The sequence below is a fragment of the Alsobacter metallidurans genome (genome assembly GCF_014636935.1).
GTDB classification, from domain to species: domain Bacteria; phylum Pseudomonadota; class Alphaproteobacteria; order Rhizobiales; family Beijerinckiaceae; genus Alsobacter; species Alsobacter metallidurans.
This window is the reverse complement of the sequence record NZ_BMES01000001.1, coordinates 24,469-49,966: the sequence shown is the minus strand read 5'-3', so window position 1 is coordinate 49,966 and position 25,498 is coordinate 24,469. Positions and strand designations below refer to the sequence as shown.

Sequence of the window (25,498 nt, the reverse complement as noted above, 5' to 3'; positions counted from 1 at the left end):
ACGAACCATGCATTTATCGATTCGCGGGGCACTGCTGGGCCTCTTCGCCGTGATCGGCCTCACCGCTTGCGTGGGAAGCTTTCTTGCAATCCGGGGAGCCTCGTCGCTCTCCGGCGACATCGAGCAGATAGCCGGGACGTGGCTCCCGAGCATCAGCAACTCGGATGACGTCGCGATCGGCATGTATCGCAGCCGCGTTTACCTGGCCAACCATGTGAACAGCAAGGCGGAGCTGCAGCCGGCGCTGGAGCGCAAGGTCGAAGACTCTCTCGCCAAAGTCGAAAAGAGCCGTCGCGCCTACGAGGCGGGGATCAGCACCGAGGCTGAGCGGAAGGCTTATGCAAGCTTTGCGGAGCGCTGGGCGCGTTTCCTCGCCCTCAACCGCACCCATCTCGGTCTGGCCAAGGAAGGCCAGAAGGAGAAGGCGCTCGAGGTCCGCAATGAGATCGACAAGCTCCTCGAAGCCATGGAGGGCGACCTCCAGGTGATCGCGTCCGCGAACGACAAGGGAGCCGAGGACGCTCACGCGAGCAGCCGCGCAAATTACAGCCAGGTCTGGTGGACCATGATGGCGTTCGCGGGCTTGAACTTCCTCGTGCTGGCGGGCGGGCTGCTGTTCGTGTTGCGACGGCTGTCGGCGCCGCTGCGGCGCACCACCGACGCGATGGGGCAGCTCGCGCAGGGCGACCTGTCGGTCGCGGTGCCCTACCTGGAGCGCCGCGACGAGATCGGCGCGATGGCGTCCGCCCTGCAGGTGTTCAAGGACAACGGCCTGCGCATGCGCGAGCTGGAGGCCCAGGAACGGGCCGCCGCGGCGGAGCGGGCCGCGCGGGCCGAGTCCATGGTGGCGGTGGTGAATGACGTCGGCCAGGTCGTGGCGGCCGCGGCGGCCGGCGACTTCTCGGCCCGGCTCGAGATCGAAACCGCCGATCCCGAGATGCGCAAGCTCGTGCAGGGCATCAACGAGATCAACGCCGTGGTGGACAGCGCCACAACGGAGTTCGCCAGCGTGCTCGACAGAATCGCGCAGGGCGACCTCACCCAGACGGTCGCGACCGCTTACCGCGGCCGGTTCGCCGACCTGAAGTCGGCCATCAACGACACCGTCGAGCGCCTCTCCGAGACGGTGGCGACCATCCAGGTGACCGCGACGGACGTCGGCAGCGCCGCACGGGAGATCAACTCGGGCGCGGACGACCTGTCGCGGCGCACCGAGGACCAGGCGGCGTCCCTGGAGGAGACCGCCGCCACCACCGAGCAACTGGCCGCTTCCGTGAAGGCGTCCGCAATGTCCTCCCGTCAGGCCGTGGAGCTGGCCGAGGACGCCACCAAGGTGGCCGAGAACGGCGGCAAGATCGTTTCCCAGGCGGTGGACGCGATGGCGCGGATCGAGCTCGCGTCGCAGAAGATCACCGACATCACCAGCGTGATCGACGACATCGCGTTCCAGACGAACCTGCTGGCGCTGAACGCCGCCGTGGAAGCCGCGCGCGCCGGCGAGGCCGGCAAGGGCTTCGCCGTGGTGGCGTCGGAGGTCCGGACGCTGGCGCAACGCTCCAGCGAGGCCGCCAAGGACATCACCGGGTTGATCAACTCCTCGACCCAGGAGGTCGCGCAGGGCGTCAAGCTGGTGCGTTCGGCCGGCGAGGTGCTGGACAAGATCGTGGGCGCGTCGCAGCGCGTCGCCAGCACGGTAGGCGAAATCTCGACGGCCTCGGCCGAGCAGGCCAACGGCATCGACGAGATGAGCCAGGCGGTCGCCCAGATGGACCAGATGACCCAGCAGAACGCCGCGCTGGCTGAGGAGAGCGCCGCCTCGGCGTCGTCGCTGTCGTCGCAGATCGAGCGTCTGAACGAGATCGTGGCGACGTTCCGCACGCGCGCAGGATCGGCCGGGCATGCGGCTCGTCCGGCCGGGACCGAGCCGGCCCGCCTGCGCGAGCTGGCGGCCGAGGCTTTCAAGTCGAAGGCCGCGAAGGCGCCGGCCCGCACGCAGGTCGTTCCAGCGGCCCGCAAGGCCGCCAACGGAGGCTGGGACGAGTTCTAGACGGTTTGGCGTCGCGCCCAAAAACAAAGCCCCGGAGCACTGCTCCGGGGCTTTTCGCTGTTGCGATGAACGATGGTCAGATCGCGGACTGGATCCACTTCGACAGGCCGCCTTTGGAGTCGGCGCCGACCTTCTGGGACGCGATCTTGCCGTCCTTGAACAGAAGCAGCGTGGGGATCGACCGGATGCCGAACTGCCCCGCCACCTGAGGGTTCTCGTCGACGTTGAGCTTCACGATCTTCACCTGATCGCCCATCTCCTTGGAGATCTCCTCCAGGGCCGGCGCGATCATGCGGCAGGGGCCGCACCACTCGGCCCAGAAATCCACCACCACGGGCGTGGACGCCTGCAGGACGTCGGTGGCGAAGGAGCTGTCGGTGACTTTCTCGGTCATGGGAGCCTCGCGGGCGAAGAGGGGAGCGGCGCACCCGCCGCCTTGGTTGAGGGGAAGCTATGGATGGGCCGGCGGAGCGTCAAGGCGCCGTCACGCAGGCTTGATCCGCGCAAGCGCCGCGTCGAGCTCCGGAGAGGGAATCTCCACCACTTTCGGACCGGAGGTCCAGACCAGCAGGCAGCGGACCGGCCTGTCGGGGTAGATCTGGGCCAGCAGCGCCCGGTAAACGGCGAGCTGCGCGAGGTAGGGCTCGGGGACCGATTCGCCCGGAGCGGGCGCGCCGGTCTTGTAGTCGGCCACCAGCACGCCGTCGGGCAGCACCGCGAGGCGGTCGATCTGGCCGGACACCGGGTGAGAGGCGCCGCCGAGGCGCAGCGTGCCGGCGACCGGCGCCTCGGCGCGGCTGTGGGGGCCAAACAACGGCGCCAGCGCGGGCGAGTCCAGGATGGCCAGCACCTCGGCGACGAGCCCGGCGCGGCGTTCGGCCGGAAGGCCCGCGCCTCGGGAGTCGACGAGCCGCTGCGCCGCCGAAGGACGCAGAGCGGCCGGGCAGCCGGGCAGCGCTTCCAGGAGGGCGTGCACGAGGCGGCCAACGGTGCGGCCGTCACGGTCGCGGCCGGCTCCGACCCGCGCCGGCTCGCCGTCGGCGGCGTCGATGGCGCTGGAGGGGCGCAAGGGCGGGCGGCGCGACGCTTCGGCAGGCGCCTTGGCGGAAAGCCATGGGGGCGCGACGGCGGCGACGGGCGCCGGCATGCCCGTAGAGGCGGCCACGACCGGCCAGGGCCGGCTCTGCCGGCGGAGCACCACGGCGTCGCCCTCCCCGGCGGGGTGCTCCTCCATGAAGGGCGCGAGCGTGGTGCGGATCATCTCGTACCAGCAGGCGTCGCCTCGCTTGCGAGCCCCCTCGAAGCCGCAGACATAGAGTCGGTCGCGGGCGCGGGTCATCGCCACGTAGAGCAGGCGGTGGTACTCGTCCCGCGCGGCTTCGCGCAGCGCCTCGCGGGCTCGGCGGATCACGGCCGTGTCGCAGGCCGACTTGGGCGACCACACCGGCAGCAAAGCTCCGTCGGGGCCATCCGCGTAGGGCACGCCGAAGATGGGCGAATCGTGCCGGCCATGCGGCTCCGAGCAGGTGTCCGCCATGAAGACGATCGGCGCCTCCAGGCCCTTGGCCCCGTGCACGGTCATGACCCGGACCTCGTCGCGGCCGCCCTCCATGTCGCGCTTCACCGTGATGTCGGCGCTTTCCATCGCGTGCAGGAAGAGCGCCAGCGACGGCGTCGCGCGCTGCTCATGCTCCAGGGCGAGCCGCAGGAACTCGTCCACGGCGTCGCCGGCCTCCGGCCCCAGGCGCGACAGCATCGCCTTGCGCCCGCCATCCGGCCCAAGCACGGAAGCGTAGAAGCCGAACGGCCCGCTCGACGCCGCAAGGGCGTTCCAGCGCGCCATGCGGGTCTGCGCGGCGACGAATACCGGTTCTTCAGCCTCCGCGAGGGCTCGCGACAGGCTGCCCGGCCGGTCCGCCGCCAGCGCGTAGAGATCATCCTCCGAGAGCCCGATCAGCGGCGATTTCAGCACGCTCGCGAGCGTCAGGTCGTCCCGCGGCGTCAGGCAGGCCCGCCCGAGCGCCAGCAGGTCCATGACGCCGATATGGCTCGTCAGGGCCAAGCGGTCGGCGCCCGCCACCGGCACGTCCGCGTCCTTGAGGGCGCGGATCATGGCTTCGAAAAATGCGTTGCGGCTGCGGACCAGAATGAGGATATCGCCTGCCGGGATGCGGCGGCCGCTCTCGTCCCCGACCGTGCGCCAACGGCGGATCAACCCGGCAATACGCCTTGCGAGCCGCACGCTGGGCGCTTTCTCGTCGGCTTCGTCCAAGGGCTTCGACCACGCGTCCGGGTCGGCCGTCACCACCGGCGTCTCGACGTCCCAAATCTCGACGAGGCCGGGCGCTTCCGCGCGGGCGCTCTCGTGCACGGTGGCGACCGGGTCGCCGCGGTTCAGGCCTTCGTAGTGGGCGGCGTGCGCGAAGACGGCGTCCACCGAGCGCAACAAGTCGGGCGCGGAGCGGAACGACAGGGTGAGCGGCCGCTCGCGCCAAGCCCAGCGTTCAGGGTCTTCGCTCTCCAGAGCGAGGATCCGGGATGCGAAATGGCGGCGAGACCGCTCGAAGGCTTCGGGCGACGCGCCCTGGAACGAGAAGATGGATTGCTTGGGATCGCCCACCGCGAACAACGTCCGGATGCGGTCGCTCGCCTGCGCGCCGGCGATGAAGTCGTCCGTAAGGGCCCGCAGGATTCGCCATTGCGGATCGCTGGTGTCCTGCGCCTCGTCGACCAGCACGTGGTCGATGCCCTGGTCGAGCTTGTAGAGCACCCAGGCGGCGTCGCTGCGCTCAAACAGCGCCAGCGTCTTGCCGATGAGGTCATTGAAGTCCAGCGCCCCGCGCAGGCTCTTCTGGCGGGCATAATGCCCGATCACCCCATCCGCGAGGGTCAGCAACGCCTTTGTGCGCTCCGTCGCCTCCACGGCTTTGCGCCGGTCCAGCAAGTCGTGAACGCGGGACCGCTCCGCCTTGAGGCGATCGGCCAAGTTCGGGTTGGCGGCGCAAAAGCCCTTGGTGATGAAGCTCGTATCAGCCCGGGGCTTGTGCTCGTTGGTGAGGAACACCGAGAGGTAGGCTTCCAGCCGCTCGAGCCCATGCGCCTCGGCCGCGCGGGCGAGCGCCTGCGCGTGCTTCGCCTCCGTGGCCTTGCCGTCGGCCAGAAAGCGCTCGCACAGCATCGGCCATTCGGCGGGCCCGAAACCCTCGGCCAGGATGCGGCTCTCGACGCTCTCCAGCGTTTCGCCGGGCGCGAGCCCGAGCGCTTCGCCAATTTGCTCGGCCAGCTTTGCGATACCTGCCGGTCCGCGCCCGTAGCGCGCCAGCAGGGGCCCCAGGGCGAGCGCGTGCCCCATCAGGCTCACGAATCCGTCCTCGCCCGCGACCTCGTTGACGAGCGAAAGCGCGCGCGACAGGTCCGCGTCGCTCTCGCCCAACGCGTGCGTGAGCACGTGCGCGCGCGCCTGCGCCATCAGGTCCGCGGCCGAAGCGTCGTCCAGCACCTCGAAGCGGGCTGCGACGTTGGCCTCGAACGGGAAGAGATGCAGCACGCGCTCGCAGAAGGCGTGGATGGTTTGGATCTTGAGGCCGCCCGGGGTCTCCACCGCGCGGGCGAAGAGGCGCCGCGCCAGCGCGAGGCGGCTGGCGGGCGGGGCCTTGCCGTCCAGGCGCTCGATCTCGGCAGACAGGGTCGCGTCGTCCAGCGTCACCCATTGAGCCAGGATCGAGAAGACGCGGTTCGCCATGTTGGCGGCCGCCGCCTTGGTGAAGGTAAGCGCCAGGATCTTGCCGGGCTTCACGTCTTCCAGCAGCAGCCGGATGATGCGTTGCGACAGCACATAGGTCTTGCCAGACCCCGCGTTGGCGGAGACCCAGGCGGACGCCCTCGGGTCGGAGGCTTCCAGCTGGGCGGTGCGGGTCGTGTCCGGGACGCGCAGGATCTCGCTCACAGGGCGGCCTCATCGCCGGTCTCGCCCGCCAGCGACCATTCGCGATAGCGCGCGAGGTGGTCATAGGGAGCGTAGCGCTTGGCGTATTTGGGGTGGGGTCGGGACACAAAGGCGCGCTCGCCGGCGCGGTGCTGGGCCAGCAGTGTCATGAGCTTGTCGAGGTGTTCCTCGGCGAGCTCGTCCACGTCGAAGGGGTTCTTCGCATCGGAGATCGCGCGCTCCTTGCCGGGTTCGGCCGCGCCCGAGAGCTTCACGTAAAGCAATTCGCGCGTCCGCAGCCCGGCAGGCACATGCTGGAAGGCGCCGCGCTTGGCCATGGCGGCCTCCAGCGTGAGCTGCGGGCTGAAGCCGACCCGCACTTCATCCACGCCCGGCATGGCGCCGGTCTTGAAATCCACGATCGCGAATTCGCCGCCTTGTAGAAGCTCGATGCGGTCGGCCCGGCCGGTGAGTTCGAACGCGAAGCCGTCCTTCAGCGTCAAGGCGAGCTTGCCGCCGACCTCCGCCGCCACGGTCGGCCGACTCTCGCGCCGGCGATGCTCCCATTCGGCCATATAGGCCGCCATCCGCAGGAAGCGCGGCCACCAGAAGGCGCGGATGTCGGCGCGGTCGCGCAGTTCGGGCGTCCTGGCGAACTCCGTCACGGCGAGATCGCGCAAGGTCGCATAGACATCGGCGGGGAGGTCCTTGGGCCAATCCTTGCCGAAGCGCCCGATCACCTCATGCACCAGCATGCCCTTGACGGCCGCGGAGGGCTCGCCCGCGATGTCGTCCAGCGGTTCGAGGCGCAGGATGTGCTTGGCGTAGATCGCATAAGGGTCGCGCACCAGCGTCTCGATCTCGGTGACGCTGAGACGCTTCGGAAACCGCTCGGCCGGCGGGATCGGGCGAGGCCGGGTGGTCGAAGCGACGCGGGCCGGCTGATCGAGAAGGCGCGCGAGCGCCAGCATGGCGTCTCCGCGCGCCTTGCAGGCGCTCCAGGCGGCTGCGCCCGCGACGGCCTGGATGCGCTGAAGAAAGCGCGACTGCACGGTGGGATCGCCGCCACGCTTCAGGGCGCGCGTGACCACGACGTTGCGGGCGCCCATGGCCTGGACGAAATCATGCGTGGTCTGGCCGATGCGCCGCTCGGGCGAGGGCAGGCCGAGTTCATGCCGCATTGGACGGTTCAGGAAGGCGTCGCCGCGTGCCTCGGGCGGCCAGGTTTTCTCGTCCAGTCCGCCGATCACCACGGTATCGGCGCCGAGCAGGCGCGCTTCCAGCAGCCCCCAGATGCGCAGGCGCGGGTGCCCGGCATCAGGCCGGCGCGTGACGCGCCCGGCCAGCAGGCCCGAGAAGAAGGGCGGGTAGTCCACGAAGCGGCCCTCGATACCTTCCGTCGGCCGCACAGTTGCGTCATCAAACAACGCAGCCAGTTCCTCGCCGGCGGCTCCATTGAACACGCCGCCGTCCTCCCCGGGCGCAGGGGCTCCCAGCGCGTTCAGCGCGGCCTCATGGGCGGCCAGCACGGTCACCAGGTCCGTTGCGCCCTCGGTGGGGCCGAAGCCCGCGAAGCACCGCGCGAGCGCCTGAAGGACATCCCTGGCCGCCTGCCAGTCCCGGTCGCGCAGTCGACGGCGCGGGCCTGGCATGCGCCGCCGCTTTTCATCGTCCCGCGCGTCGATCTCGGCGCGCGCCAAAGCGGCCTCGATCGCCGGGAGCCCCGGCGGCAGCGCGGGGCCGCGCAGAACGCCGATCTCCAAGGTCGAACGACCGCGCAGAACAGTCGCGCGCGGCAATTGGAGGCGGCACAGCGGGTGGTCCAGGAGCGCCAGCAGCGAGGCGGCCGTGAACTGGTCCGCCGCCGCCTCGGCGACCAAGCGGGCGAGAACGCCGGGGCCGGAGCGGCCGAGCGGCAGGCCGGCGGAATCGTCCAGCGCGATGTCCCAGCGCTTCAGCTCGGCGCAGACCCGCTCGGCGAGCGTGCGGTCAGGGGTGATCAGGGCTGCGGTCGCGGTATCGTCGAGCAGAGCCTGACGAAGCGCGAGCGCGATCGTCTGGGCCTCCTCGCGGTCGTCCGCCGCCTCGACGACGGTCACCCCTGCGAGTGCGGCGTCCGCGAGCGTAGGCGCGACGCGGCCCGCATCCTGGGCCCAGAGATCAGTGGTCTCAGCGGGCCGCAGCGCCTCGGAGAGAAAACGCTCGCGAGCGTCCATGGCCGGGGAAGGGCGAGCCAGCTCCTCCACGTCGCGCCGCTCGACCCCGAGCACGCGCAGGAGCCCGGACAGCACCGCCTGTGGATGGCCGGGGTGGCCGGCCTCAGCGCCATCGGCCGGAATCTTGCGCCAGGAGAGCTCGTCAAGATGGAGATCGAGCCCTGGCAACACCACCGCGCCACGCGGCAATCGGGACACGGCCGCGATCAGCGCCGCGGTGGCCGGCATAGAGCCGGTGGAGCCCGCGACAATCATCGGCGCGTGGGGGCGCGCGGCGGCGAGGCGCTCGGCTTCGGCGCACAGAACGCGATGGCGACGCAGGGCCGCGTCCATCAGGCCGAGCTCCTGCCCGCGCTTCGGCCAGAATTCGGCCGCGATGCCGAGGAAATCGCGCGTGATGTCCCAATAGCGGTCGTATCGCTCGGGAACGAGCTTGTGGATGTCCGCGACGGTCTTGCCGTGGATCGACAGGGTGTCGATCAGCGCGCCGAGATCGGCCGCCAGCCCGAGCGCGTCAGCCGGAGAAGACGGCACCAGAAGCGGTTCGTTTGCATCCAGCCGCAGCATGGCGCGGTCGACCTGCCGGGCCCAGGCGAGCACCAGCGAGGCGAGTTCTAGCCGGCGCTGCGTTTCGGGAACCTCGGGCGGCAGGGCGGGGTCGTCGAGCCCGCTCCGCAGCGCCTCGAATAGGGCGGCCTCCTCAGCTTCGTCCACGTCGCCCAGCGGCGTGATCCGGGGCAGCAACACCGCGCCGCCCTCCATGCGCTCGGCCAGGATCGTCGCGAGGGCGCGCGCGGCGCGGCGCGTGGGCAGGAAGATCGCTCCCTCGGCGAGCGACAGGGGATCGTGACGATCGGGCCAGCCCGGGATCAGCCTGCCGTCCAGCAACGCGTCCGCGAGGGTCGCCAGAAAGGGCGCGCCGGGCGAAACCGTGTAGACGCGAGCGGAGGCTGCCATTCAGCGGGCGCTTTGCACCAGGGCGCGCTCGGCGAGCGTGATGCCCTCGGGCGTGCCGACATGCAGCCAAAGCCCATCCAACCGCAGGCCGAACAGCCGCTCGCGCTCAATCGCGCGGTCGAACAGGCGGTTGAGCGAGAACGGCCCCTCGGGCGCATCGGCGAACAGAGTGGGCGAGACGATGAACACGCCCGCATACACGAAGGGGGCGACGGTGCGCTCGCGACGACGGCTCAGCCGGCCATCGGCGCCCATCAGGAAGTCGCCCGCGCCGTCATAGCCGGTAGACGACGCCGTGGCGGCGACCAGCATCACGATGTCCATCACAGCCGGATCGAAGGCCTCGGCAAGGCGGCGCAGGTTGGAGCGTGGGCCGTCGACCCAGAAGGAGTCGGCGTTGAGCACGTAGAACGGGTTCGCTCCCAAGTGTGGCAGGGCCTTGCGGACGCCGCCGCCCGAATCGAGCAGCTGGTCGCGTTCGTCCGAGATGATCACCTTGGGATTGCGCCGATCCCGCAGGTGGTCCTCCATCTGGTCGGCCCGGTAATGGACGTTCACGACGGCCGTGGTCACGCCCGCTTCGGCGAGCGGATCCAGGATGTGGTCGATCAGCGCGCGGCCGGCGACCGGGACGAGGGGTTTCGGCATCGTGTCGGTGATCGGCCGCATGCGCGTGCCGAGCCCGGCGGCGAGCACCATGGCGTGGTCGGGCGTCGTTTGTGTCTGCGCAGGCATGCGTGAGCGCTGTCCCAGGATCCAAGATCACGGCCGCAAGGGCCGCGTCCGGCCCGCGCCTGGGCGGCTCGCCCGGATCGGGGACGCAGAACCGCGACGGTCAGGCGGGCGGGGCCGAATCGTCCGCCGCGAATAGCGACGGCAGGTTGGTCTCATACCAGTTCTTCAAGTCCGACAACACTGGATGAGACAGGTCGCGGCGGATATAGCGCTCGATCCGGGGCAGGTGCTTCAGGTATTGAGGCTTGCCGTCGCGCCGGTCGAGCCGGGCGAAGATGCCCAGGATCTTCGTGGCGCGCTGCGCGCCCAGCACCGCATACGCCATGGCGAAATCGCCCATGTCGAAGCTCGGGTCGGCCGCCTTGCGGCTGCGGGCGTAGTGGCCGAGCAGCCGGAGTTCGAGTTCCTCCGACACATCGACGCGCGCATCCTGCATCAGCGACACGCAGTCGTAGGCCGGATGGCCCATCACGGCGTCCTGGAAGTCGAGCAGGCCGACCCGCGCGAGGCCCTGGCGCTCGGGCAGCCAGATCAGGTTGGGAGAATGGTAGTCGCGCAGCGTCCAGGTGTTGGAGGCCTCGATGAGCGGGGCCAAGGCGGCGCGCCAGAGATGCACGAAGGCGCTGCGCACCGAGCCGGACACTTCTGCGCCGAGAATGTGCGGCACGTACCAGTCAAGAATGAGCTCGGCCTCGATCAGGTAGGCGTCGAGATCATAGGGCGGCAGGGCGTATTCGCCGTCATGCTCAACAGGCAGCACGGCCGGCAGCTCGCGTCCATGCAGGGCCGCGAGGACGCCCGCAGCCTCGGCGTAGCGCTCCGGAATGGGGCCGTGCTCGTCCGTCACCGTTCCGGCGCCGAGATCCTCGATCAGCAGCAGGCCGGCGTCGAGATCGCTGGCCAGGATCTCGGGAGCGCTGAAGCCCTCTCGGCGCAAGCCGTCCGCCATGGCGACAAAGGGATGGACGCTCTCGGCCAGCTTGGCGATGGCGCTGTAGGGCTTGCCCATGCGCACCGGCGGGCCATCGGGCCGGCGCGGCGCGATCATCAGGATGGCGGTCTGGTCGCCCAGGGTCAGGCGCTCATAGGCGCGCGTGGAGGCGTCGCCCTGCAGGTGCTCGCGGTGGGCGTGGATCCAGCCCGAATGGGCCAGCAACTCATGCGTGGCGCTGGCGCGCCCGATCCGGCCCGCCCAGGCTCCAAGGCCGGTCAGCACCGCCACACGGGCCTCGTCCCCGGCCGCGAGATCGAGCGAGAGCGCGATGTCGAGGCGCTCGGTGGTCAGGAGGAAACCGGCGCGCTCGGGCCATTCCACGAGCACCAGCGAATCCTCCGACGCCTCCTCCCAGCCGAGTTCGGCGAGCTCGTCGGCGCCGCCGATGCGGTAGAGATCCGCATGCACGACCGTGAAGCGCGGCGTCGCATAGGACTGCATCAGCGTGAAGGTGGGGCTCGGGACCTCGAGCTCCGGATCGCCGGCGAGCTCGCGCACCAGGGCGCGCACGAAGGTGGTCTTGCCGGCCCCCAGGTCGCCCGAGAAGGTGACAAGGTCGCCGGGCTGCATGATCGGGGCGAGTTCGCGGGCCAGGAAGGCCGTGGCGGATTGGTCGCCCAGGCGGACGGTCCAGCGCGATTCGGGCAATGACGGGCGTGGGGCGTCGTCCACCATGACGCGAACTCCTTACTCGGCCGCTTCGCGCGAGGATGCGCCGTTCAGCGGGAACACGCAGGTGACCACGGTGCCGCTGTCCTGCTTGGACGCGATGCTCACCTTGCCGCCATGCAGCTCGACGAAGGAGCGCACGATCGACAGTCCGAGGCCGACGCCGCGGTGGCGCGAGCCGCCCGAATGACTTTCGAACCGGTCGAAGACCTTGTCCAGCAGTTCGGGCGGGATGCCGCGTCCCTGGTCGCGGACGCGGAAGACGATGTCGTGCTCGGTGCGCTCGGCCGAGAGCGTGATGCTCTGGCCTTCGCGCGAGAACCCCACCGCGTTGGACAGCAGGTTGAACAGCACCTGCCGGACGCGCTTTCCGTCGGCCTTCATCTCGCCGATGGAGGCCGGCACATCCAGCACCAGGCTGATCTTGTGCTCGGCGATGCGGTCCTGCACGCCCGCCACGGCCGCCTCGATGGTCTCGCGCACGTTCACGGGGCCGAGTTGCAGCGCCATCTCGCCGGTGTCCACCGTGGCGAGGTCGAGGATGTCGTCGATGATCGCCATCAGGGCTGCCGAGGACCGCATGATGTGGCCGGCATATTCCTTTTGGCGGTCGTTGAGCGGCCCAATGGCGCCGTCGGCCAGGAGCTGGGTGAAGCCGATCACGTTGGTGAGCGGCGAGCGCAGCTCGTACGACACGTGGTGGACAAAGCTCTCGCGCAGCTGGCCGGCTTTCTCCAAGGCGTCGTTGCGCTCGGTCAGGGCGCGCTCAACGTTCACGGTGGCGGTGACGTCCACGAAGGTGATCAGCGTCGCGCCGTCGGGCAGCGGCGCGGCGGCGCAGTCCACCACCGAGCCGTCGCGGCGCTCCATGCGCAGCGCGAGGCCGTGCCGGCTGTCGCTGAGGCCCGCCACCGCGCCCCGGATGGCGTTCCAGTCGTCGTCGTCCGGGTGCTGCTCGCGCGCCCACGCGACGATGCCGTCGATGTGCGGCCGGTCCGCCAGGGTGACCGCCGAGAGACGCCACAGGTTGGCGAAGGCCGGATTGTGCAGCTTGAGCCGCCCGTCCGTGCCGAACACCGCGACGCCTTCCTTGAGGCTGTCGAGCGTTTCGCCCTGCACGCGCATCAGCGCGTTGAACTGCGTCTTGAGCTGGAAGCGCTCGGTGACGTCGTCGAACAGGTAGGTGATGCCGCCATCCGGGTTCGGATTGGTGACCACCCGCAGGGTGCGGCCGTCCGGCAGGTACCAGGAGGTCTCCTTGGGCTCGAGAGCCCGATAAGCCTCCAGAAGCGTCTTCTTCCAGCCACGGTAGTCGGCCTGCTCGGGCAGGCGACGCGCCGTGCGCAGATGATCGAGGATCTCGCCGTCGGTGGGATGGCCGTCCAGGTAGGCGGCGTCGAGCTGCCACAGGTCCCTGTAGGCCGAATTGCAGAACTTCAGCCGCTTCAGATTGTCGAACACCGCCACCGCGGTGGGCAGCTGGTCCAGCGTGACCGTGTGGTTGTCGCTGAGCCGCGTCAGTTCCAGCCGGAGCGCCTCGCGGTCGGAAACGTCCGTCGCCATGCCGACCGAGCCGTCGCTCGCGCCGACTTCCACCACCTGGTAAATGCGCCGCTCGCCGGCCGACACGGCGGCGCACTGGCCCTGGAACACGCTGGCTCGCCCGCGTGCCCGCTGGGCTTCCTCGCGGATCGCCTTGTCGAGAAATTCGAGGCCAGACGCTGCCGCGACGGCGGCGTCGGGGGCTTCCACGGCCCGCGCATAGGCGGCATTGACCCAGGTGAGGCGGCCTTCGCCGTCGCGCCGCCATAGCGGCTGCGGCAGGGCGTCGAGGATCGCCTTGAAGCCGATCACGTCGGCGCTCGCGGCGGCGAATTCTTCGCGGAGGTGCAGAAGCTCCAGGCGGTCGCCGGAGATCTCGCGGATGCGCAACACGGCGCGGCCCATCACGGGGCGGCCCTCGGCCTCCAGAATGCGGCCGCCGACGCTGCGCACCGTCATCCGAAAGGCCTCGCCGCGCTGCTTGAGGCGGTCGACCGCCGTGTCCATCGCCTGCGCCTGTGCGGCCGGAAGCCAGCTGCCGAAGCCGAGCACGCGCCGGGCGATCGGGACGTCTCCAACCACCGACAGGTCGCCCTCGATCTCGGGTTCGCCCGAGCGGCCGCCCCACGCGATCACGATCTGGGGCTCGGCCGCCAGAAGCAGGTCGGCGCGATCGTTGCGGGCCCGCAGGTCAGCGTTCTCGGCGGCGAGGCGCGCTTCGCGCTCGACCCATTTCCGCCGCTGGCCGAGATGGATGAGAGCCGTCGTAGTGGCGAAGAAAACGAGGCCGACGAACACCGCGACCCCAACCGCGCCATGCGGGTCGACGCGCTGGGGCAGGATGCTCAGGCTGTCGGCGAACGAGGCCGCGGAGCTGCGGGACGCACAAACGACGCCAATCGCCGTGGACGAGGTCAGCAGCCGCAGGGCGGATGCGAGAACGCGTGCGGGCGCCGGGCGGTCGCGACGAATCCCGTGCGTCTGCCGTCCATCGGCCATCCTCGCGCCTCTCTTGTCGCGCCATCGGACGCCGCACCGGCGCGCGAACGCGCACGCCGATCCAACCGCCTCCCAGCAGCCCCGCCACCCAGGCGCGCGCCGCCGCGCTCCTGGTCGATCCATGCGTCGGGCCGCCCCCGCAGCCCGTGACCGACGCCGCCTCCGCCGCAACGCGGGCGCCCCGAATCATCCTCACAATAGACTCGTGTTGACTCCGCCCGGAAGTGGTTAACGAGGGGTTGACACGCGCTTTCGGCGCCCCGAAACGAAACAACCCGACCGTGTTGCGGCCGGGTTGCACTTTCGCCTGATGCCGCCCGTTTGGACGGTTCGGAAGTCGTCAGTAGCGGTAGTGATCCGGCTTGAACGGGCCCTGCTCGGGCAGCCCAAGATAGCTTGCCTGCTTGTCGGACAGCTTGGTCAGCTTCACGCCGATCTTGTCGAGGTGAAGGGCCGCGACCTTCTCGTCGAGGTGCTTCGGCAGAGTGTAGACCTTGCGCTCGTATTCGCCCTGCTTCGTCCAGAGCTCGATCTGGGCCAGCGTCTGGTTGGTGAAGGACGCCGACATCACGAAGGACGGGTGGCCGGTCGCATTGCCGAGGTTCACCAGACGGCCTTCAGACAGCACGATGATGCGCTTGCCATCCGCGAACTCGACCTCGTCGACCTGCGGCTTGACGTTGTGCCACTTCTGGTTGCGCAGACCGCCGATCTGGATCTCGCTGTCGAAGTGACCGATGTTGCACACAATGGCGCGGTCCTTCATGGCCCGCATGTGGTCGACCGTGATCACGTCGACATTGCCGGTGGCGGTCACGAAGATGTCGGCGCGCGGGGCGGCGTCCTCCATGGTGACGACCTCATAGCCTTCCATGGCGGCCTGCAGGGCGCAGATCGGATCGATCTCCGACACCATCACGCGGCAACCGGCGTTACGCAGCGAGGCGGCCGAGCCCTTGCCGACGTCGCCGAAGCCCGCCACCATCGCGACCTTGCCGGCCATCATCACGTCGGTGCCGCGGCGGATCCCGTCCACCAGCGACTCGCGGCAGCCGTACAGGTTGTCGAACTTCGACTTGGTGACGCTGTCGTTGACGTTGATGGCCGGGAAAAGGAGCTTGCCCTCCTTTTGCATCTGGTAGAGGCGATGCACGCCCGTGGTGGTCTCTTCGGTTACGCCCTTGATGTTCTGGCCGTTGCGCGCGTACCAGCCCGGGTGGCTCTTCAGGCGCTTCTTGATGGCCGCGAATAGGACTTCCTCTTCCTCGTTGGTCGCGCCGTCCAGGAAGGCCGTGTCGCCGTTCTCGGCGCGGATGCCGAGATGGATCAGAAGCGTCGCGTCGCCGCCGTCATCCAGGATCATGTTGGGCGTGCCGCCGTCCGACCAATCGAAGATGTTGTGGGTGTAGTCCCAGTAGTCCTCGAGGCTCTCGCCCTTAATGGCGAACACCGGGATGCCGGCGGCCGCGATGGCGGCGGCGGCGTGGTCCTGGGTCGAGTAGATGTTGCACGAGGCCCAGCGCACGTCCGCGCCGAGAGCCTTCAGGGTCTCGATCAGCACGGCCGTCTGGATGGTCATATGGAGGGAGCCGGCCACGCGGGCGCCCTTGAGCGGCTGCGCGGCGCCGTACTCGGCCCGGGTCTTCATCAGGCCGGGCATCTCGATCTCGGCGATCGTGATCTCCTTGCGGCCCCACTCGGCGAGGCCGATGTCGGCGACGCGGTAGTCGTTGAAATGATGGCTCATGGTCGGCCCTTCGAATTGCTCGGGAGACTGATGAGCGGGTCTCTATCACGGACCGGTCGCCACGGCAATAAAGACATAAAGAAGTCTTTATACGAGGTTGCGCGAGAGTTGCGCAAAGGTTGCCGAAGCGTTGCCTCGCTACGTCAGGGATGTGGCCTTGGCGCGAAGAGCGTCGATGAGCGCCTGCGGGGCAAGGCGCACCTGCAGGCCGCGCTGGCCGCCGTTCACGTAGACGCGCTCATGCGCGAGCGCGGCGTCATCCAGGAACACCGGAACGGCCTTGCGCTGCCCGAACGGACTAATGCCGCCGACCCGGAAGCCCGTGAGGCGCTCGGCGTCGGCCGGCTTCATCATCTGGGCCGATTTGCCGCCCGCCGCCGCGGCCAGGCGCTTCATGCTGACTTCCCGGTCCGAGGCCACGACCACGCAGACGGGCCGACCATCCACCAGCGCCATCAGCGTCTTCAGGACGGTCGCGGGTGGAACGCTGAGGCTCTCGGCGGCGTGCAGGCCGATTTGGGGGGCATCCGGATCGTATTCGTACGAGAAGGCCTCGTAAGCGAGGCCTGCCCTCTCGATCGCAACCGTTGCGGGAGTTTTTCTAGACATGGGCAGTCTCGCCAGAGCTCGCGCAGTTCTGGCGCTTCAGACACGCGATAGCAACCGACTTAGGATCTACGGTGTAGCCCTAGTTCGCGTTTCTACAGATTGTTCGCAAGCACGGCAGAACTTATCCATGAGGTCGGCGTTCTTCAGCCGTGCCCGCTTCGGGCATTTCCTCCCTGAGACTTGGGCCGCGCGAGCGGCCCTTTTTCTTTTCGCACCCGTGACCGAGCCTTCACTTGGCTTGCTGGGTGGTTTCGTCGGGCGTTTTCGTCGGCGTGTAGTTCATGCCTTCGCGCGGCGCAGGGGCTGGGCCGGCCGATGTGGTCGATCCGGTCTCCTTGGGCTGCTCACCACCCGCGAAAGCCGGATCCTTGCTGGTTTTCGCCACGAAGTCCGCGTCGTTCTGAGGCGTCGCGCCGGCGGGCTTGGCGGGAGTGGTCTGCGCCTGCGCGGAGACGATGGCGCCGATGCAGGCGAACAGGGCGGCCGTGATGGTAATGCGCAAGGTATGATCCTCCGGTTTGCGTCCCAACGCAGGCTGGAGCTTCGCGTTCCGCCTTGACGCGACGCAGGGCGAGGCTGCCCGAATGCGGCTGCCGCGGCGCGCCGAAGTGCGTTATGGCTGCCGGACCTGCGGCCTGCATCCCGAGCCCCCATGACACGCGACCACATCGACCGCCGGGCCGCGCTGATGCTCGTCGGGCTTTGCATCCTGTGGGGCGTCCAGCAGGTGTTCGTGAAGATCGCGCTGGAAGGCGTCAGTCCCCTGTTCCAGGCCGGCCTCCGCTCGGCCGGCTCGGCGTTGCTTCTGGCCGGGTGGGCGCAATTTCGCGGGGTGTCGCTGATCGGGACCGACGGCGCCTGGAAGCCAGGTCTCGTCGCCGGGCTGCTTTTCGGCCTTGAATTCCTCTGCATTTTTCTAGGCGCGGAGCGGACCACGTCAGCGCGGGCCGTTCTGTTCATCTATACCGCGCCCTTCGTGGTGGCGGTGGGGGCGCATTGGCTACTGCCGGCCGAGCGGCTCGTCGGCTGGCAGATCGTCGGGCTGGCGGGAGCTTTCCTCGGCGTCGGGATCGCGTTCGGCGACGGGGTGATGCATGCCGACTGGTCGTCTGTGCTGGGCGATGCGCTGTGCTTCGGGGCGGCGGTGCTGTGGGGCGCGACCACGTTCGTGATCCGCAAATCGCGGCTGGCGTCCATCAGCGCCATCCGGACGCTGTTCTACCAGCTGTTCGTCTCGGCCGTGATGCTGCTGCCGCTATCCTATTTGGCGGGCGAACCCGGAATCGTGCGCCTCTCGCCCGCGATCGTCGCCTCGCTCGCGTTTCAGACCGTCGTGGTCGGGTTCTTCAGCTACCTGATCTGGTTCTGGATGGTGGCGGTGTATCCGGCCGCCAGACTGGCGGCCTTTACATTCTTGACCCCGCTCGTGGGAGCCGTCGCCGGATGGGCGGTGCTGGGCGACAGGCTGAGCCCGGGCTTCGCGGCCGCGATCTTTCTGGTCTGCGGCGGAATCTGGCTGGTGAACCGACGTCCCGCGCCGAGTGTGGGCGGGGCCAATTCGTGACTCTTTGGTCACAACGCCGGAAACACGGACCTGTCAGCCCGCACGCCGGGGTGAGCAGGGTTGGAACCCGGGACCCGATTGGTTAGTGCTCCGCATGACCTTCGGCGTGGCGCCGAATACCCGTTTCCGTAGCCAGGATCGAACCCCGCTCATGCTGTCCCGCCGTTCCCTCCTCGCCGTGCTGGCTGGCTCCGCCCTCGCGGGCTGCAACACCGTCGCGCCCACCGCCAAGAAGAACCCCAGCCTGATGTCCGACCCGGAACTCGCCGGGTGGTACATTGGCTATGCGCCGGACGAGCCGCACGACATCCCGCTCGTAGACAGGAGCAAGATCGCGCCCGAGTTCAACCGCCAGACCGTGTCGTATGACGGGCCCGAGAAGCCCGGCACGATCGTGGTCGATATCGACAAGCGCTTCCTCTACCTGGTGCAGCCCGGCGGCGCGGCGATGCGCTATGGCGTCGGCGTCGGTCGGCAAGGCTTTTCGTGGAAGGGCGTCGCCACGGTGGGCCGCAAGGGCGTGTGGCCGAACTGGAGCCCGACGAAGACGATGGTGCGGCTCAAGCCCGAGCTGCCGCGCTTCCGGGAAGCAGGCATCGATAATCCGCTCGGCGCGCGCGCCCTTTACCTCTACCAGAATGGGCACGACATCCTGTTCCGGATCCACGGCACCAATGAGCCCTGGAGCATCGGCGAGCAGGTATCGAGCGGCTGCGTACGCATGCTGAACGAGGACGTGGCGGACCTCTACAACCGCGTCCCGGTCGGCACGACCGTGCTGGTCAAGCGCAACGGCCATTACCGGGTCTGAGGCGCCGCGTGGCGGGCTTCAGCCCGCCGCGGTTCTACTCTTCCTCGCCGAAGCGGTTGGCGACGAGATCGTCCAGCGCCTGCAGCGCCTGATCAGCGTCCGCGCCAACGGCCGTGACCGTGATCGTGGAGCCGATACCGGCGCCCAGCGTCAGGATTCCCATGATCGACGTGCCCCCGACGGTCTCGCCGCAGCGCGTGACCTGGATGGCCGAGTCGAAGCGTTCCGCGCATTGCACGAATTTCGCCGTCGCCCGGGCATGCAGGCCCTTGCGGTTGACGATTCGGAGTTCGCGTACGAGCGCGCCGTCCGGAACGGGAGCGGGCGGGCAGTCGCAGCCGGCGTCGGGATCGTCGATCATTTGCCCGCGAGCACCCGGCTGGCGACGTTGATGTATTTGCGGCCGGCTTCCTGGGCCTGCACGACGGCCTTTTCGAGGTCGCACTCGCCCCGCACGCTGGCCAGCTTGATCAGCATGGGCAGGTTGATGCCGGCGACAACTTCGGTCTTGCCGCCGTTCATCACCGAAATCGCGAGGTTGGAAGGGGTTCCGCCGAACATGTCAGTGAGAATCACGACACCATCGCCGGTGTCGACGGCCTCGACGGCCGACACGATATCCTGCCGGCGCTGATCCATGTCGTCGTCCGGCCCGATGGTGATCGTCTCGACCTGCTGCTGCGGGCCCACGACGTGCTCCATGGCGGCGCGAAACTCGATCGCCAGCCGCCCGTGCGTCACGAGCACCATACCGATCATGTAAACTGATCTCCTGCGCGCCGGCGGCGCACGAAGCCCTCATTTTGTGCGATGCAGCGGGAAGTGCAACCCCCTACAACGCCTTAGCCGGTTTCGGGTTCCCCGGCTCCGATGAAAACGGCCCGCGACCCAGCGCCTGGAACACGCGATCCGCGTCTTCCGGACCGGCCACGATCCTGGGCAGGCTTACGCCCGCCACCTCCGCCATCAGATCATCACGATCGGGCATCCTGTCCAGTGCAACGACGCCACAATCGACCACGAGACGCAAAACGACGGCTGATTCGTGCGCCCCATGCACCAGGCCGCGCCCGCGCATCTCCAGCGCGCCCGCGATCGCCGGATGCGTGCGGGCCACCGCGCGGCCATCGTGGACGCCCACGAGAACCCGGTCGTCCGACACCAGGCGCCCGAACAGCCCCCGGCGGGGCGCCTCCTCGACGAGCCGTCGCGCCAGGGTGGACTTGCCGGCTCCGGACGGCCCCCTGATCAGCACGCCTGCGTCGCCGACCACCACGCAGCTCGCGTGCAGGGCCCCGCTCACGGCGCCGATACCGGCAGGCGGACGTGGAAGCGTGCGCCCAGGCAGCGCCGCTCACCGGCGCGGACAGGCTCCAGCCGGTTCTCGGCCCAGATGCGGCCGCGATGCGCCTCGACGATCTGGCGCGAGATGGACAGCCCGAGGCCGGAATTCTGGCCGAAGCCCTGCTCGGGCCGATCGGTGTAGAACCGTTCAAAGATCCGCTCCAGCGCATGGCTGGGAACGCCGGGGCCGTCATCCTCCACGGTGATCTCGATCTCGGCGCCGTCGCGCTTGAGTCCGACCCGGACCTCGCCGCCGTGGGGCGAAAACGAGCGGGCGTTCTCGATCAGGTTGCTGACGACCTGCCCGAGCCGCGAATCATGGCCGAGCACGAAAAACGCGTCGCGACCGCGCGGGTCCTCCGAAAGAAGGAGGCGGACCGACACGCCGTCGTCGCGCCGCACGCCGTTGGCGACCGAGATCACGGTTTCGAGAAGGCGCAGGATATCCACCGGTTCGGCGTCGGAGCGCGCCATCTCGGCGTCGAGCCGGGACGCGTCCGAGATGTCGCTGATCAGCCGGTCGAGCCGGCGGACGTCGTGCTGGATCACTTCCAGCAAGCGTCCCCGGGACTCGTCGGATCGGGCGAGCGGGAGCGTCTCGACGGCGCTGCGCAGGGAGGTGAGCGGGTTCTTCAACTCGTGCGCGACGTCGGCCGCAAAGGTCTCGATCGCCTCGATGCGGTTGTAGAGCGCCTTGGTCATGTCGCGCAGCGAACCGGAGAGGTGGCCGATCTCGTCCGAACGGTCGGTGAAGTCCGGGATCTCCTCGCGCGCCTTGACGCCGCGCCGCACGCGGTCGGCCGCCGCCGACAGGCGCCGGATCGGGCCCGCGATGGTGCCGGCGAACAGCACCGACAGCACGATCATGACGCCGGCCGCGACGCCGAACACCCGGAGGATCGCGAAACGCTCGCTCGCGATGATGCCGTCGATGTCGCCGCCCTGCGTGGACAGCAGCAGCGCGCCGCGCACCGCCCGGAAGCGCTGGATCGGCACCGCCACGGATACGATGGTGTCGCCGTTGGCGTTGACGCGCACCACGCTCGCGGGCGAGCCCGTGAGCGAGCGAGACACTTCCGGCAGGTTGCGGCCGTTGACCGAGTTGATCTCCTCGCTGAGCGGCAGGTTGCTGCGCCCGAAGCTGCGCTTCACCGAGTTCCAGGTCCGCTCGATGACGGTCGGCTCCTCGGCGGTGGGCGGCGGCAGCTCGAAGCGCATGATGTCGCCGCGCGAGTAAAGCGACCGCGAGTCGAGGATCAGGAAGCCGTCGCGGTCGTAGATCCGCGCCCGGGTGCGGGTGGGCGTCACCAGCCGGCGCAGCAGGGGGGCGACCCGCTCGGGGTTGATCGAGAACTCGGTGGCGCTGTCATCGCCGAAGCCGACGCTCTCGCCGGCCTGGAGCTGCAGGAGCTTGTCGGGGTCGATCGTCACCGAGTCGTTGTCCGCGGTGGCCGAGGCCGCCACCGCGCCGGCGATGATCTCGCCCTGGGTGAGCAGGCTCTGCACCCGCGAGTCGATCAGACCTTCGCGAAACTGGTTGAGGTACAGAAAGCCCAGCAGGAGCGCCACCAGCCCCGCGAGGTTGAGCACCACGATCCGGCGTACAAGGCTGGACGAGCCGCGCTGCACGGCGACGCGCGTCAGCGCCCGCACGCGCGCCACGATGGCGCCGCCCAGGGAAACCCGCTTGGCTGCGGTGTCGGTTGGAATGGCGCCGTGTTCGGTCTGGGCGGTCATGGCTCATCGGTCCCGGCGAGCGGGTTCACGACCGCGCGCCGGCGCCCTCAGGATTCCTTGAATCGGTAGCCGACGCCATAGAGCGTTTCGATCATCTCGAAATCGTCGTCGACCGACTTGAACTTCTTGCGCAGCCGCTTGATGTGGCTGTCGATGGTGCGGTCGTCCACATACACCTGATCGTCATAGGCCGCATCCATCAGGGCGTTGCGGCTCTTCACCACGCCCGGCCGCATGGCGAGCGCCTGGAGGATCAGGAACTCGGTGACCGTGAGGGTGACGGGCTCGCCCTTCCACGTACAGGTGTGTCGCTCGGGGTCCATCTTCAGGAGCCCACGCTCGAGCACCTTGGCGTCCCCCTCCTTCGGGGAGGCGGCTTCCTTGGCGCCGGCCCGGCGCAGAACCGCCTTCACGCGCTCAACCAGCAGACGCTGCGAGAACGGCTTCCGGATGAAATCGTCCGCGCCCATCTTGAGGCCGAACAGCTCGTCGATCTCCTCGTCCTTGGAGGTGAGGAAGATAACGGGCAGGTCCGACTTCTGCCGCAGCCTGCGCAGAAGCTCCATGCCGTCCATGCGCGGCATCTTGATGTCGAAGATCGCGAGGTCCGGCGGGTTCTGCTTCAGGCCGTCGAGAGCCGCGGCCCCGTCCGTAAAGGTCTGGATCCGGTATCCCTCGGCCTCCAGCGCGATGGAGACGGAGGTCAGGATGTTGCGATCGTCGTCGACGAGGGCGATGGTCGGCATAGTGCGGATGTTCCCTGCCTGCCCGGCGCTCTTCGGCCGGACGGCTGGTGGTGGAAGGCTTTGCGGCGCGGACGCTCGCCGTGAAGCGCGGCTTTAATGTGACGAGGGGCCGCAGGGTTCCCGAGAAGTTCGGCCACGCGCTTGATCGATGTGGCCATCATCGCTCATTTTCGCCACCGTCTCCAGCCTCAATGGGCGGGTCACGAGGAGCAGCCGATGTCAACCAACGATGGGCCGGCCACCGAGGCGCCGTTTGATGCTCGCGCCGAGGCGCGACGCCTGCTGCGCACCAGCCGCTGGGGGACGCTGGCCACGCTGGATCGGCGCGCCGGCGGGCCTTACGCGTCGCTGATCTCTTTCGCGGCCGACGTCGATGGCGCCCCGCTGCTGCTGATCTCCCGGCTGGCCGTTCACACTCGCAATCTCGAGGTGGACCCGCTGTGCTCGATCCTCCTGGCGCAGGTGGGAGCGGGCGACCCTCTGCTGCATCCGCGCGTCAGCCTGACGGGCCATGCGGAAAAAACCGAGGAGCCGCGCGCCCGCCGACGGTTCCTGGCCTGCCATCCCGACGCCGCCTTTTACGCGGGCTTCGCCGATTTCGCGTTCTACCGCATGGTGGTGCACGGCGCCCACTTGGTGGCGGGCTTTGGCCGCATCGTCGACATCTCGCCGGAAGACCTCCTTTTGGCCATGGGCGAAGCCTCCGGGCTGCTGCCCGCCGAAGAGGAGGCGGTGGCGCACATCAACGCCGACCATGCGGACGCGGTGGCGCTTTACGCAACGCGGTTGCTCGGGCGACGGGAAGGCTCGTGGCGGGTCACCGGCATCGATCCGGAAGGCTGCGACTTGGCTTTGGAAGAAGAACGGGCGCGGCTTCTATTTTCAGAGCGGGTGACTTCTCCCGCTGAACTGCGCATTGCGCTCCAGCAACTGGCGACCCGCGCACGTGGTTAAGATCATCTTTCCTGAACCGATTTAGATGCTGCAACGCAGCATGTCCGAAACGGTTCAATTCCATTTAAGTCCAACGAACGACTTGTTCCGCCGCGCGTCTCGTGATTGTTGAGACTGAGGTTCCGCAACCGGGCGCATCGCGTCGGCTGGGGCGAAGCCATGCGGGACCGGTTCCCCCTCCGGTTCATTCGACCATGCGGCCAGAGCGGCCTTCGCGCGACGCGAGGAGTGAATTATCGTGGACAATGTCGGCACCCACAACGGCGCGCACGGCGCCGAGGCGTTCGGCTTCAAGAACCTCAAACGGGTGTTCTGGAACCTCCAGACTCCACGGCTTTACGAGGAAGCGATCGCCCGCAAGGAGGCCATCCTGGCCCAGGGCGGCCCGCTCGTGGCCGAAACCGGCGCCCATACGGGCCGCTCGCCCAAGGACAAGTTCACCGTCAAGGACAGCACCACGGCCGACCACGTGTGGTGGGACAACAACGGCGCGATCTCGCCCGAGCACTTCGAGACGCTGCTCGGCGACATGCTGGAGCACGCCAAGGGCAAGGAGCTCTTCGCGCAGGACCTCTATGGCGGCGCGGACCCGAGCTTCCGGGTCAAGGTGCGGGTGTTCACCGAGTACGCCTGGCACTCGCTGTTCATTCGCACCATGCTGATCCGGCCCGAGTGGCAGGACCTGGCGAGCTTCCTTCCCGACATGACGATCGTCGACCTGCCGTCCTTCAAGGCCGACCCGGCCCGGCATGGCTGCCGCAGCGAAACGGTGATCGCCTGCGACTTCACGCGCAAGATCGTGCTGATCGGCAACTCGTCCTATGCGGGCGAAATGAAGAAGTCGGTGTTCGGCTACCTCAATTTCGTGCTGCCCCCCAAGGGCGTGATGCCGATGCACTGCTCGGCCAACACGGCCAAAGACTCGAAGGAGGACGTGGCGCTGTTCTTCGGCCTGTCCGGCACCGGCAAGACCACACTGTCGGCCGACCCGAACCGCACGCTGCTGGGCGACGACGAGCACGGCTGGGCGCCGGGCGGCGTGTTCAACTTCGAGGGCGGCTGCTACGCCAAAGCGATCAAGCTGTCGCGCGAGGCCGAGCCCGAGATCTACGCCACCACGGAGCGCTTCGGCACCGTGATGGAGAACGTGGTGCTCGACCCCGAGACCCGCATTCCGGACTTCGACGACGGGTCGAAGACCGAGAACACCCGCATCGCGTATCCGCTGGACTTCATCCCCAACGCGTCCCTGACGGGCCGCGCGGGAGCGCCCAAGAACATCGTGATGCTGACCTGCGACGCCTTCGGGGTGATGCCGCCCATCGCCAAGTTGACGCCCGCGCAGGCCATGTACCACTTCCTGTCGGGCTACACCGCGAAGGTGGCGGGCACCGAAAAGGGCGTGACGGAGCCGCAGGCGACGTTCTCGACCTGCTTCGGAGCGCCCTTCATGCCCCGGCATCCCTCGGTGTACGGCAACATGCTGCGCGAGCTCATCGCCAAGCACGGCGTCGATTGCTGGCTGGTGAACACCGGCTGGACGGGCGGCAAGTACGGCGTCGGCCGGCGCATGCCGATCCGCGTCACCCGCCGCCTGCTGACGGCCGCGCTGGAAGGCTCGCTGAACCGCGCCGACTTCCGCACCGACCCCTATTTCGGCTTCTCGGTGCCGACCTCGGTGCCGGGCGTCGAGCCGCACATCCTTTACCCGGTGAAGACCTGGGCCAACAAGGCCGAGTTCGCCGACATGGCGCAGCGGCTGGTGACCATGTTCACGGACAACTTCCAGAAGTTCGAGGCCCATGTGGACTCGGACGTGAAGGCCGCCGCGCCAAGCAACCAGATGGCTGCCGAGTAGTCCGGGCGAAGCTGCAGACACAGGGCCCTGCGCACCAGCGCGGG

The 25,498-nt window shown here is 68.7% G+C and carries 18 protein-coding genes and 1 pseudogene; 5 read left to right on the top strand and 14 right to left on the bottom strand.

Annotated features, from left to right (window positions below):
* The first annotated feature begins 7 nt into the window (after positions 1-7).
* Complete coding sequence (locus IEV99_RS00195) at positions 8-2,047, top strand: methyl-accepting chemotaxis protein (RefSeq protein WP_188515731.1); 2,040 nt, start codon at positions 8-10, stop codon at positions 2,045-2,047.
* A 76-nt stretch (positions 2,048-2,123) separates the two neighbouring features.
* Here the strand turns inward: IEV99_RS00195 and trxA are convergent.
* The 9 genes and pseudogenes from trxA to IEV99_RS00150 form a co-directional block, all read right to left on the bottom strand.
* Positions 2,124-2,456 (bottom strand): annotated as a pseudogene (gene trxA / locus IEV99_RS00190) (thioredoxin); the annotation flags it as partial.
* Between the two features lie 75 nt (positions 2,457-2,531).
* Complete coding sequence (gene addA, locus IEV99_RS00185) at positions 2,532-5,993, bottom strand: double-strand break repair helicase AddA (RefSeq protein WP_188515729.1); 3,462 nt, start codon at positions 5,991-5,993, stop codon at positions 2,532-2,534.
* Positions 5,990-9,145, bottom strand: a complete 3,156-nt coding sequence (addB, locus tag IEV99_RS00180; RefSeq protein ID WP_188515728.1) for a double-strand break repair protein AddB — start codon at positions 9,143-9,145, stop codon at positions 5,990-5,992. The genes addA and addB overlap by 4 nt, the downstream gene beginning before the upstream one ends.
* Positions 9,146-9,880, bottom strand: coding sequence for a nucleotidyltransferase family protein (locus IEV99_RS00175; protein WP_188515727.1), 735 nt, complete (start codon positions 9,878-9,880; stop codon positions 9,146-9,148).
* A 100-nt stretch (positions 9,881-9,980) separates the two neighbouring features.
* The gene (tsaE, locus tag IEV99_RS00170; protein WP_188515726.1) at positions 9,981-11,549 is read right to left on the bottom strand and encodes a tRNA (adenosine(37)-N6)-threonylcarbamoyltransferase complex ATPase subunit type 1 TsaE; all 1,569 of its coding nucleotides are present in this window, start codon (positions 11,547-11,549) and stop codon (positions 9,981-9,983) included.
* Between the two features lie 12 nt (positions 11,550-11,561).
* A complete protein-coding gene (locus IEV99_RS00165) occupies positions 11,562-14,084 on the bottom strand; it encodes a sensor histidine kinase (RefSeq protein ID WP_188515725.1) in 2,523 nt (840 codons plus the stop codon).
* Positions 14,085-14,424: 340 nt separating this feature from the next.
* Positions 14,425-15,831 carry an adenosylhomocysteinase gene (gene ahcY / locus IEV99_RS00160; RefSeq protein WP_188515724.1) on the bottom strand — a complete coding sequence of 469 codons (1,407 nt, stop codon included), beginning with the start codon at positions 15,829-15,831 and terminating at the stop codon, positions 14,425-14,427.
* Positions 15,832-15,969: 138 nt separating this feature from the next.
* On the bottom strand, positions 15,970-16,440 hold the full coding sequence (ybaK, locus tag IEV99_RS00155; protein ID WP_188515723.1) for a Cys-tRNA(Pro) deacylase: 471 nt from the start codon (positions 16,438-16,440) through the stop codon (positions 15,970-15,972).
* Positions 16,441-16,669: 229 nt separating this feature from the next.
* Positions 16,670-16,942: a hypothetical protein gene (locus IEV99_RS00150; RefSeq protein WP_188515722.1), complete on the bottom strand. Its 273-nt coding sequence runs from the start codon at positions 16,940-16,942 to the stop codon at positions 16,670-16,672.
* A 150-nt stretch (positions 16,943-17,092) separates the two neighbouring features.
* Here IEV99_RS00150 and IEV99_RS00145 point away from each other — a divergent pair, with 150 nt between their 5' ends.
* Both IEV99_RS00145 and IEV99_RS00140 read left to right on the top strand, forming a co-directional pair.
* Positions 17,093-18,004: a DMT family transporter gene (locus tag IEV99_RS00145; protein WP_188515721.1), complete on the top strand. Its 912-nt coding sequence runs from the start codon at positions 17,093-17,095 to the stop codon at positions 18,002-18,004.
* Positions 18,005-18,155: 151 nt separating this feature from the next.
* On the top strand, positions 18,156-18,815 hold the full coding sequence (locus IEV99_RS00140) for a L,D-transpeptidase (RefSeq protein WP_188515720.1): 660 nt from the start codon (positions 18,156-18,158) through the stop codon (positions 18,813-18,815).
* A 34-nt stretch (positions 18,816-18,849) separates the two neighbouring features.
* On the opposite strand, the gene IEV99_RS00135 is transcribed toward IEV99_RS00140, so the two are convergent.
* From IEV99_RS00135 to IEV99_RS00115, 5 genes are all read right to left on the bottom strand, one after another.
* On the bottom strand, positions 18,850-19,176 hold the full coding sequence (locus tag IEV99_RS00135; RefSeq protein WP_188515719.1) for an HPr family phosphocarrier protein: 327 nt from the start codon (positions 19,174-19,176) through the stop codon (positions 18,850-18,852).
* Positions 19,173-19,574, bottom strand: coding sequence for a PTS sugar transporter subunit IIA (locus tag IEV99_RS00130; RefSeq protein WP_188515718.1), 402 nt, complete (start codon positions 19,572-19,574; stop codon positions 19,173-19,175). Before IEV99_RS00130 ends, IEV99_RS00135 begins: the two co-directional genes overlap by 4 nt.
* A gap of 73 nt (positions 19,575-19,647) precedes the next feature.
* Positions 19,648-20,118, bottom strand: coding sequence for an HPr kinase/phosphorylase (locus IEV99_RS00125; protein ID WP_280514624.1), 471 nt, complete (start codon positions 20,116-20,118; stop codon positions 19,648-19,650).
* Positions 20,115-21,896: a sensor histidine kinase gene (locus IEV99_RS00120; protein ID WP_188515717.1), complete on the bottom strand. Its 1,782-nt coding sequence runs from the start codon at positions 21,894-21,896 to the stop codon at positions 20,115-20,117. The genes IEV99_RS00125 and IEV99_RS00120 overlap by 4 nt, the downstream gene beginning before the upstream one ends.
* Positions 21,897-21,943: 47 nt before the next feature.
* Positions 21,944-22,642, bottom strand: coding sequence for a response regulator transcription factor (locus IEV99_RS00115; RefSeq protein ID WP_188515716.1), 699 nt, complete (start codon positions 22,640-22,642; stop codon positions 21,944-21,946).
* Positions 22,643-22,792: 150 nt separating this feature from the next.
* Here IEV99_RS00115 and IEV99_RS00110 point away from each other — a divergent pair, with 150 nt between their 5' ends.
* Positions 22,793-23,596 carry a HugZ family pyridoxamine 5'-phosphate oxidase gene (locus IEV99_RS00110; protein WP_244643736.1) on the top strand — a complete coding sequence of 268 codons (804 nt, stop codon included), beginning with the start codon at positions 22,793-22,795 and terminating at the stop codon, positions 23,594-23,596.
* Positions 23,597-23,834: 238 nt separating this feature from the next.
* On the top strand, positions 23,835-25,454 hold the full coding sequence (locus IEV99_RS00105; protein WP_188515715.1) for a phosphoenolpyruvate carboxykinase: 1,620 nt from the start codon (positions 23,835-23,837) through the stop codon (positions 25,452-25,454).
* Positions 25,455-25,498: the final 44 nt, after the last annotated feature.

Coding starts and splice junctions, on each gene's coding strand:
- IEV99_RS00195 (WP_188515731.1), top strand. CDS start 8: ATGCATTTATCGATTCGCGGGGCACTGCTGGGCCTCTTCGCCGTGATC.
- addB (WP_188515728.1), bottom strand. CDS start 9,145: ATGGCAGCCTCCGCTCGCGTCTACACGGTTTCGCCCGGCGCGCCCTTT.
- IEV99_RS00175 (WP_188515727.1), bottom strand. CDS start 9,880: ATGCCTGCGCAGACACAAACGACGCCCGACCACGCCATGGTGCTCGCC.
- tsaE (WP_188515726.1), bottom strand. CDS start 11,549: ATGGTGGACGACGCCCCACGCCCGTCATTGCCCGAATCGCGCTGGACC.
- IEV99_RS00165 (WP_188515725.1), bottom strand. CDS start 14,084: ATGGCCGATGGACGGCAGACGCACGGGATTCGTCGCGACCGCCCGGCG.
- ahcY (WP_188515724.1), bottom strand. CDS start 15,831: ATGAGCCATCATTTCAACGACTACCGCGTCGCCGACATCGGCCTCGCC.
- ybaK (WP_188515723.1), bottom strand. CDS start 16,440: ATGTCTAGAAAAACTCCCGCAACGGTTGCGATCGAGAGGGCAGGCCTC.
- IEV99_RS00145 (WP_188515721.1), top strand. CDS start 17,093: ATGACACGCGACCACATCGACCGCCGGGCCGCGCTGATGCTCGTCGGG.
- IEV99_RS00140 (WP_188515720.1), top strand. CDS start 18,156: ATGCTGTCCCGCCGTTCCCTCCTCGCCGTGCTGGCTGGCTCCGCCCTC.
- IEV99_RS00135 (WP_188515719.1), bottom strand. CDS start 19,176: ATGATCGACGATCCCGACGCCGGCTGCGACTGCCCGCCCGCTCCCGTT.
- IEV99_RS00130 (WP_188515718.1), bottom strand. CDS start 19,574: ATGATCGGTATGGTGCTCGTGACGCACGGGCGGCTGGCGATCGAGTTT.
- IEV99_RS00120 (WP_188515717.1), bottom strand. CDS start 21,896: ATGACCGCCCAGACCGAACACGGCGCCATTCCAACCGACACCGCAGCC.
- IEV99_RS00115 (WP_188515716.1), bottom strand. CDS start 22,642: ATGCCGACCATCGCCCTCGTCGACGACGATCGCAACATCCTGACCTCC.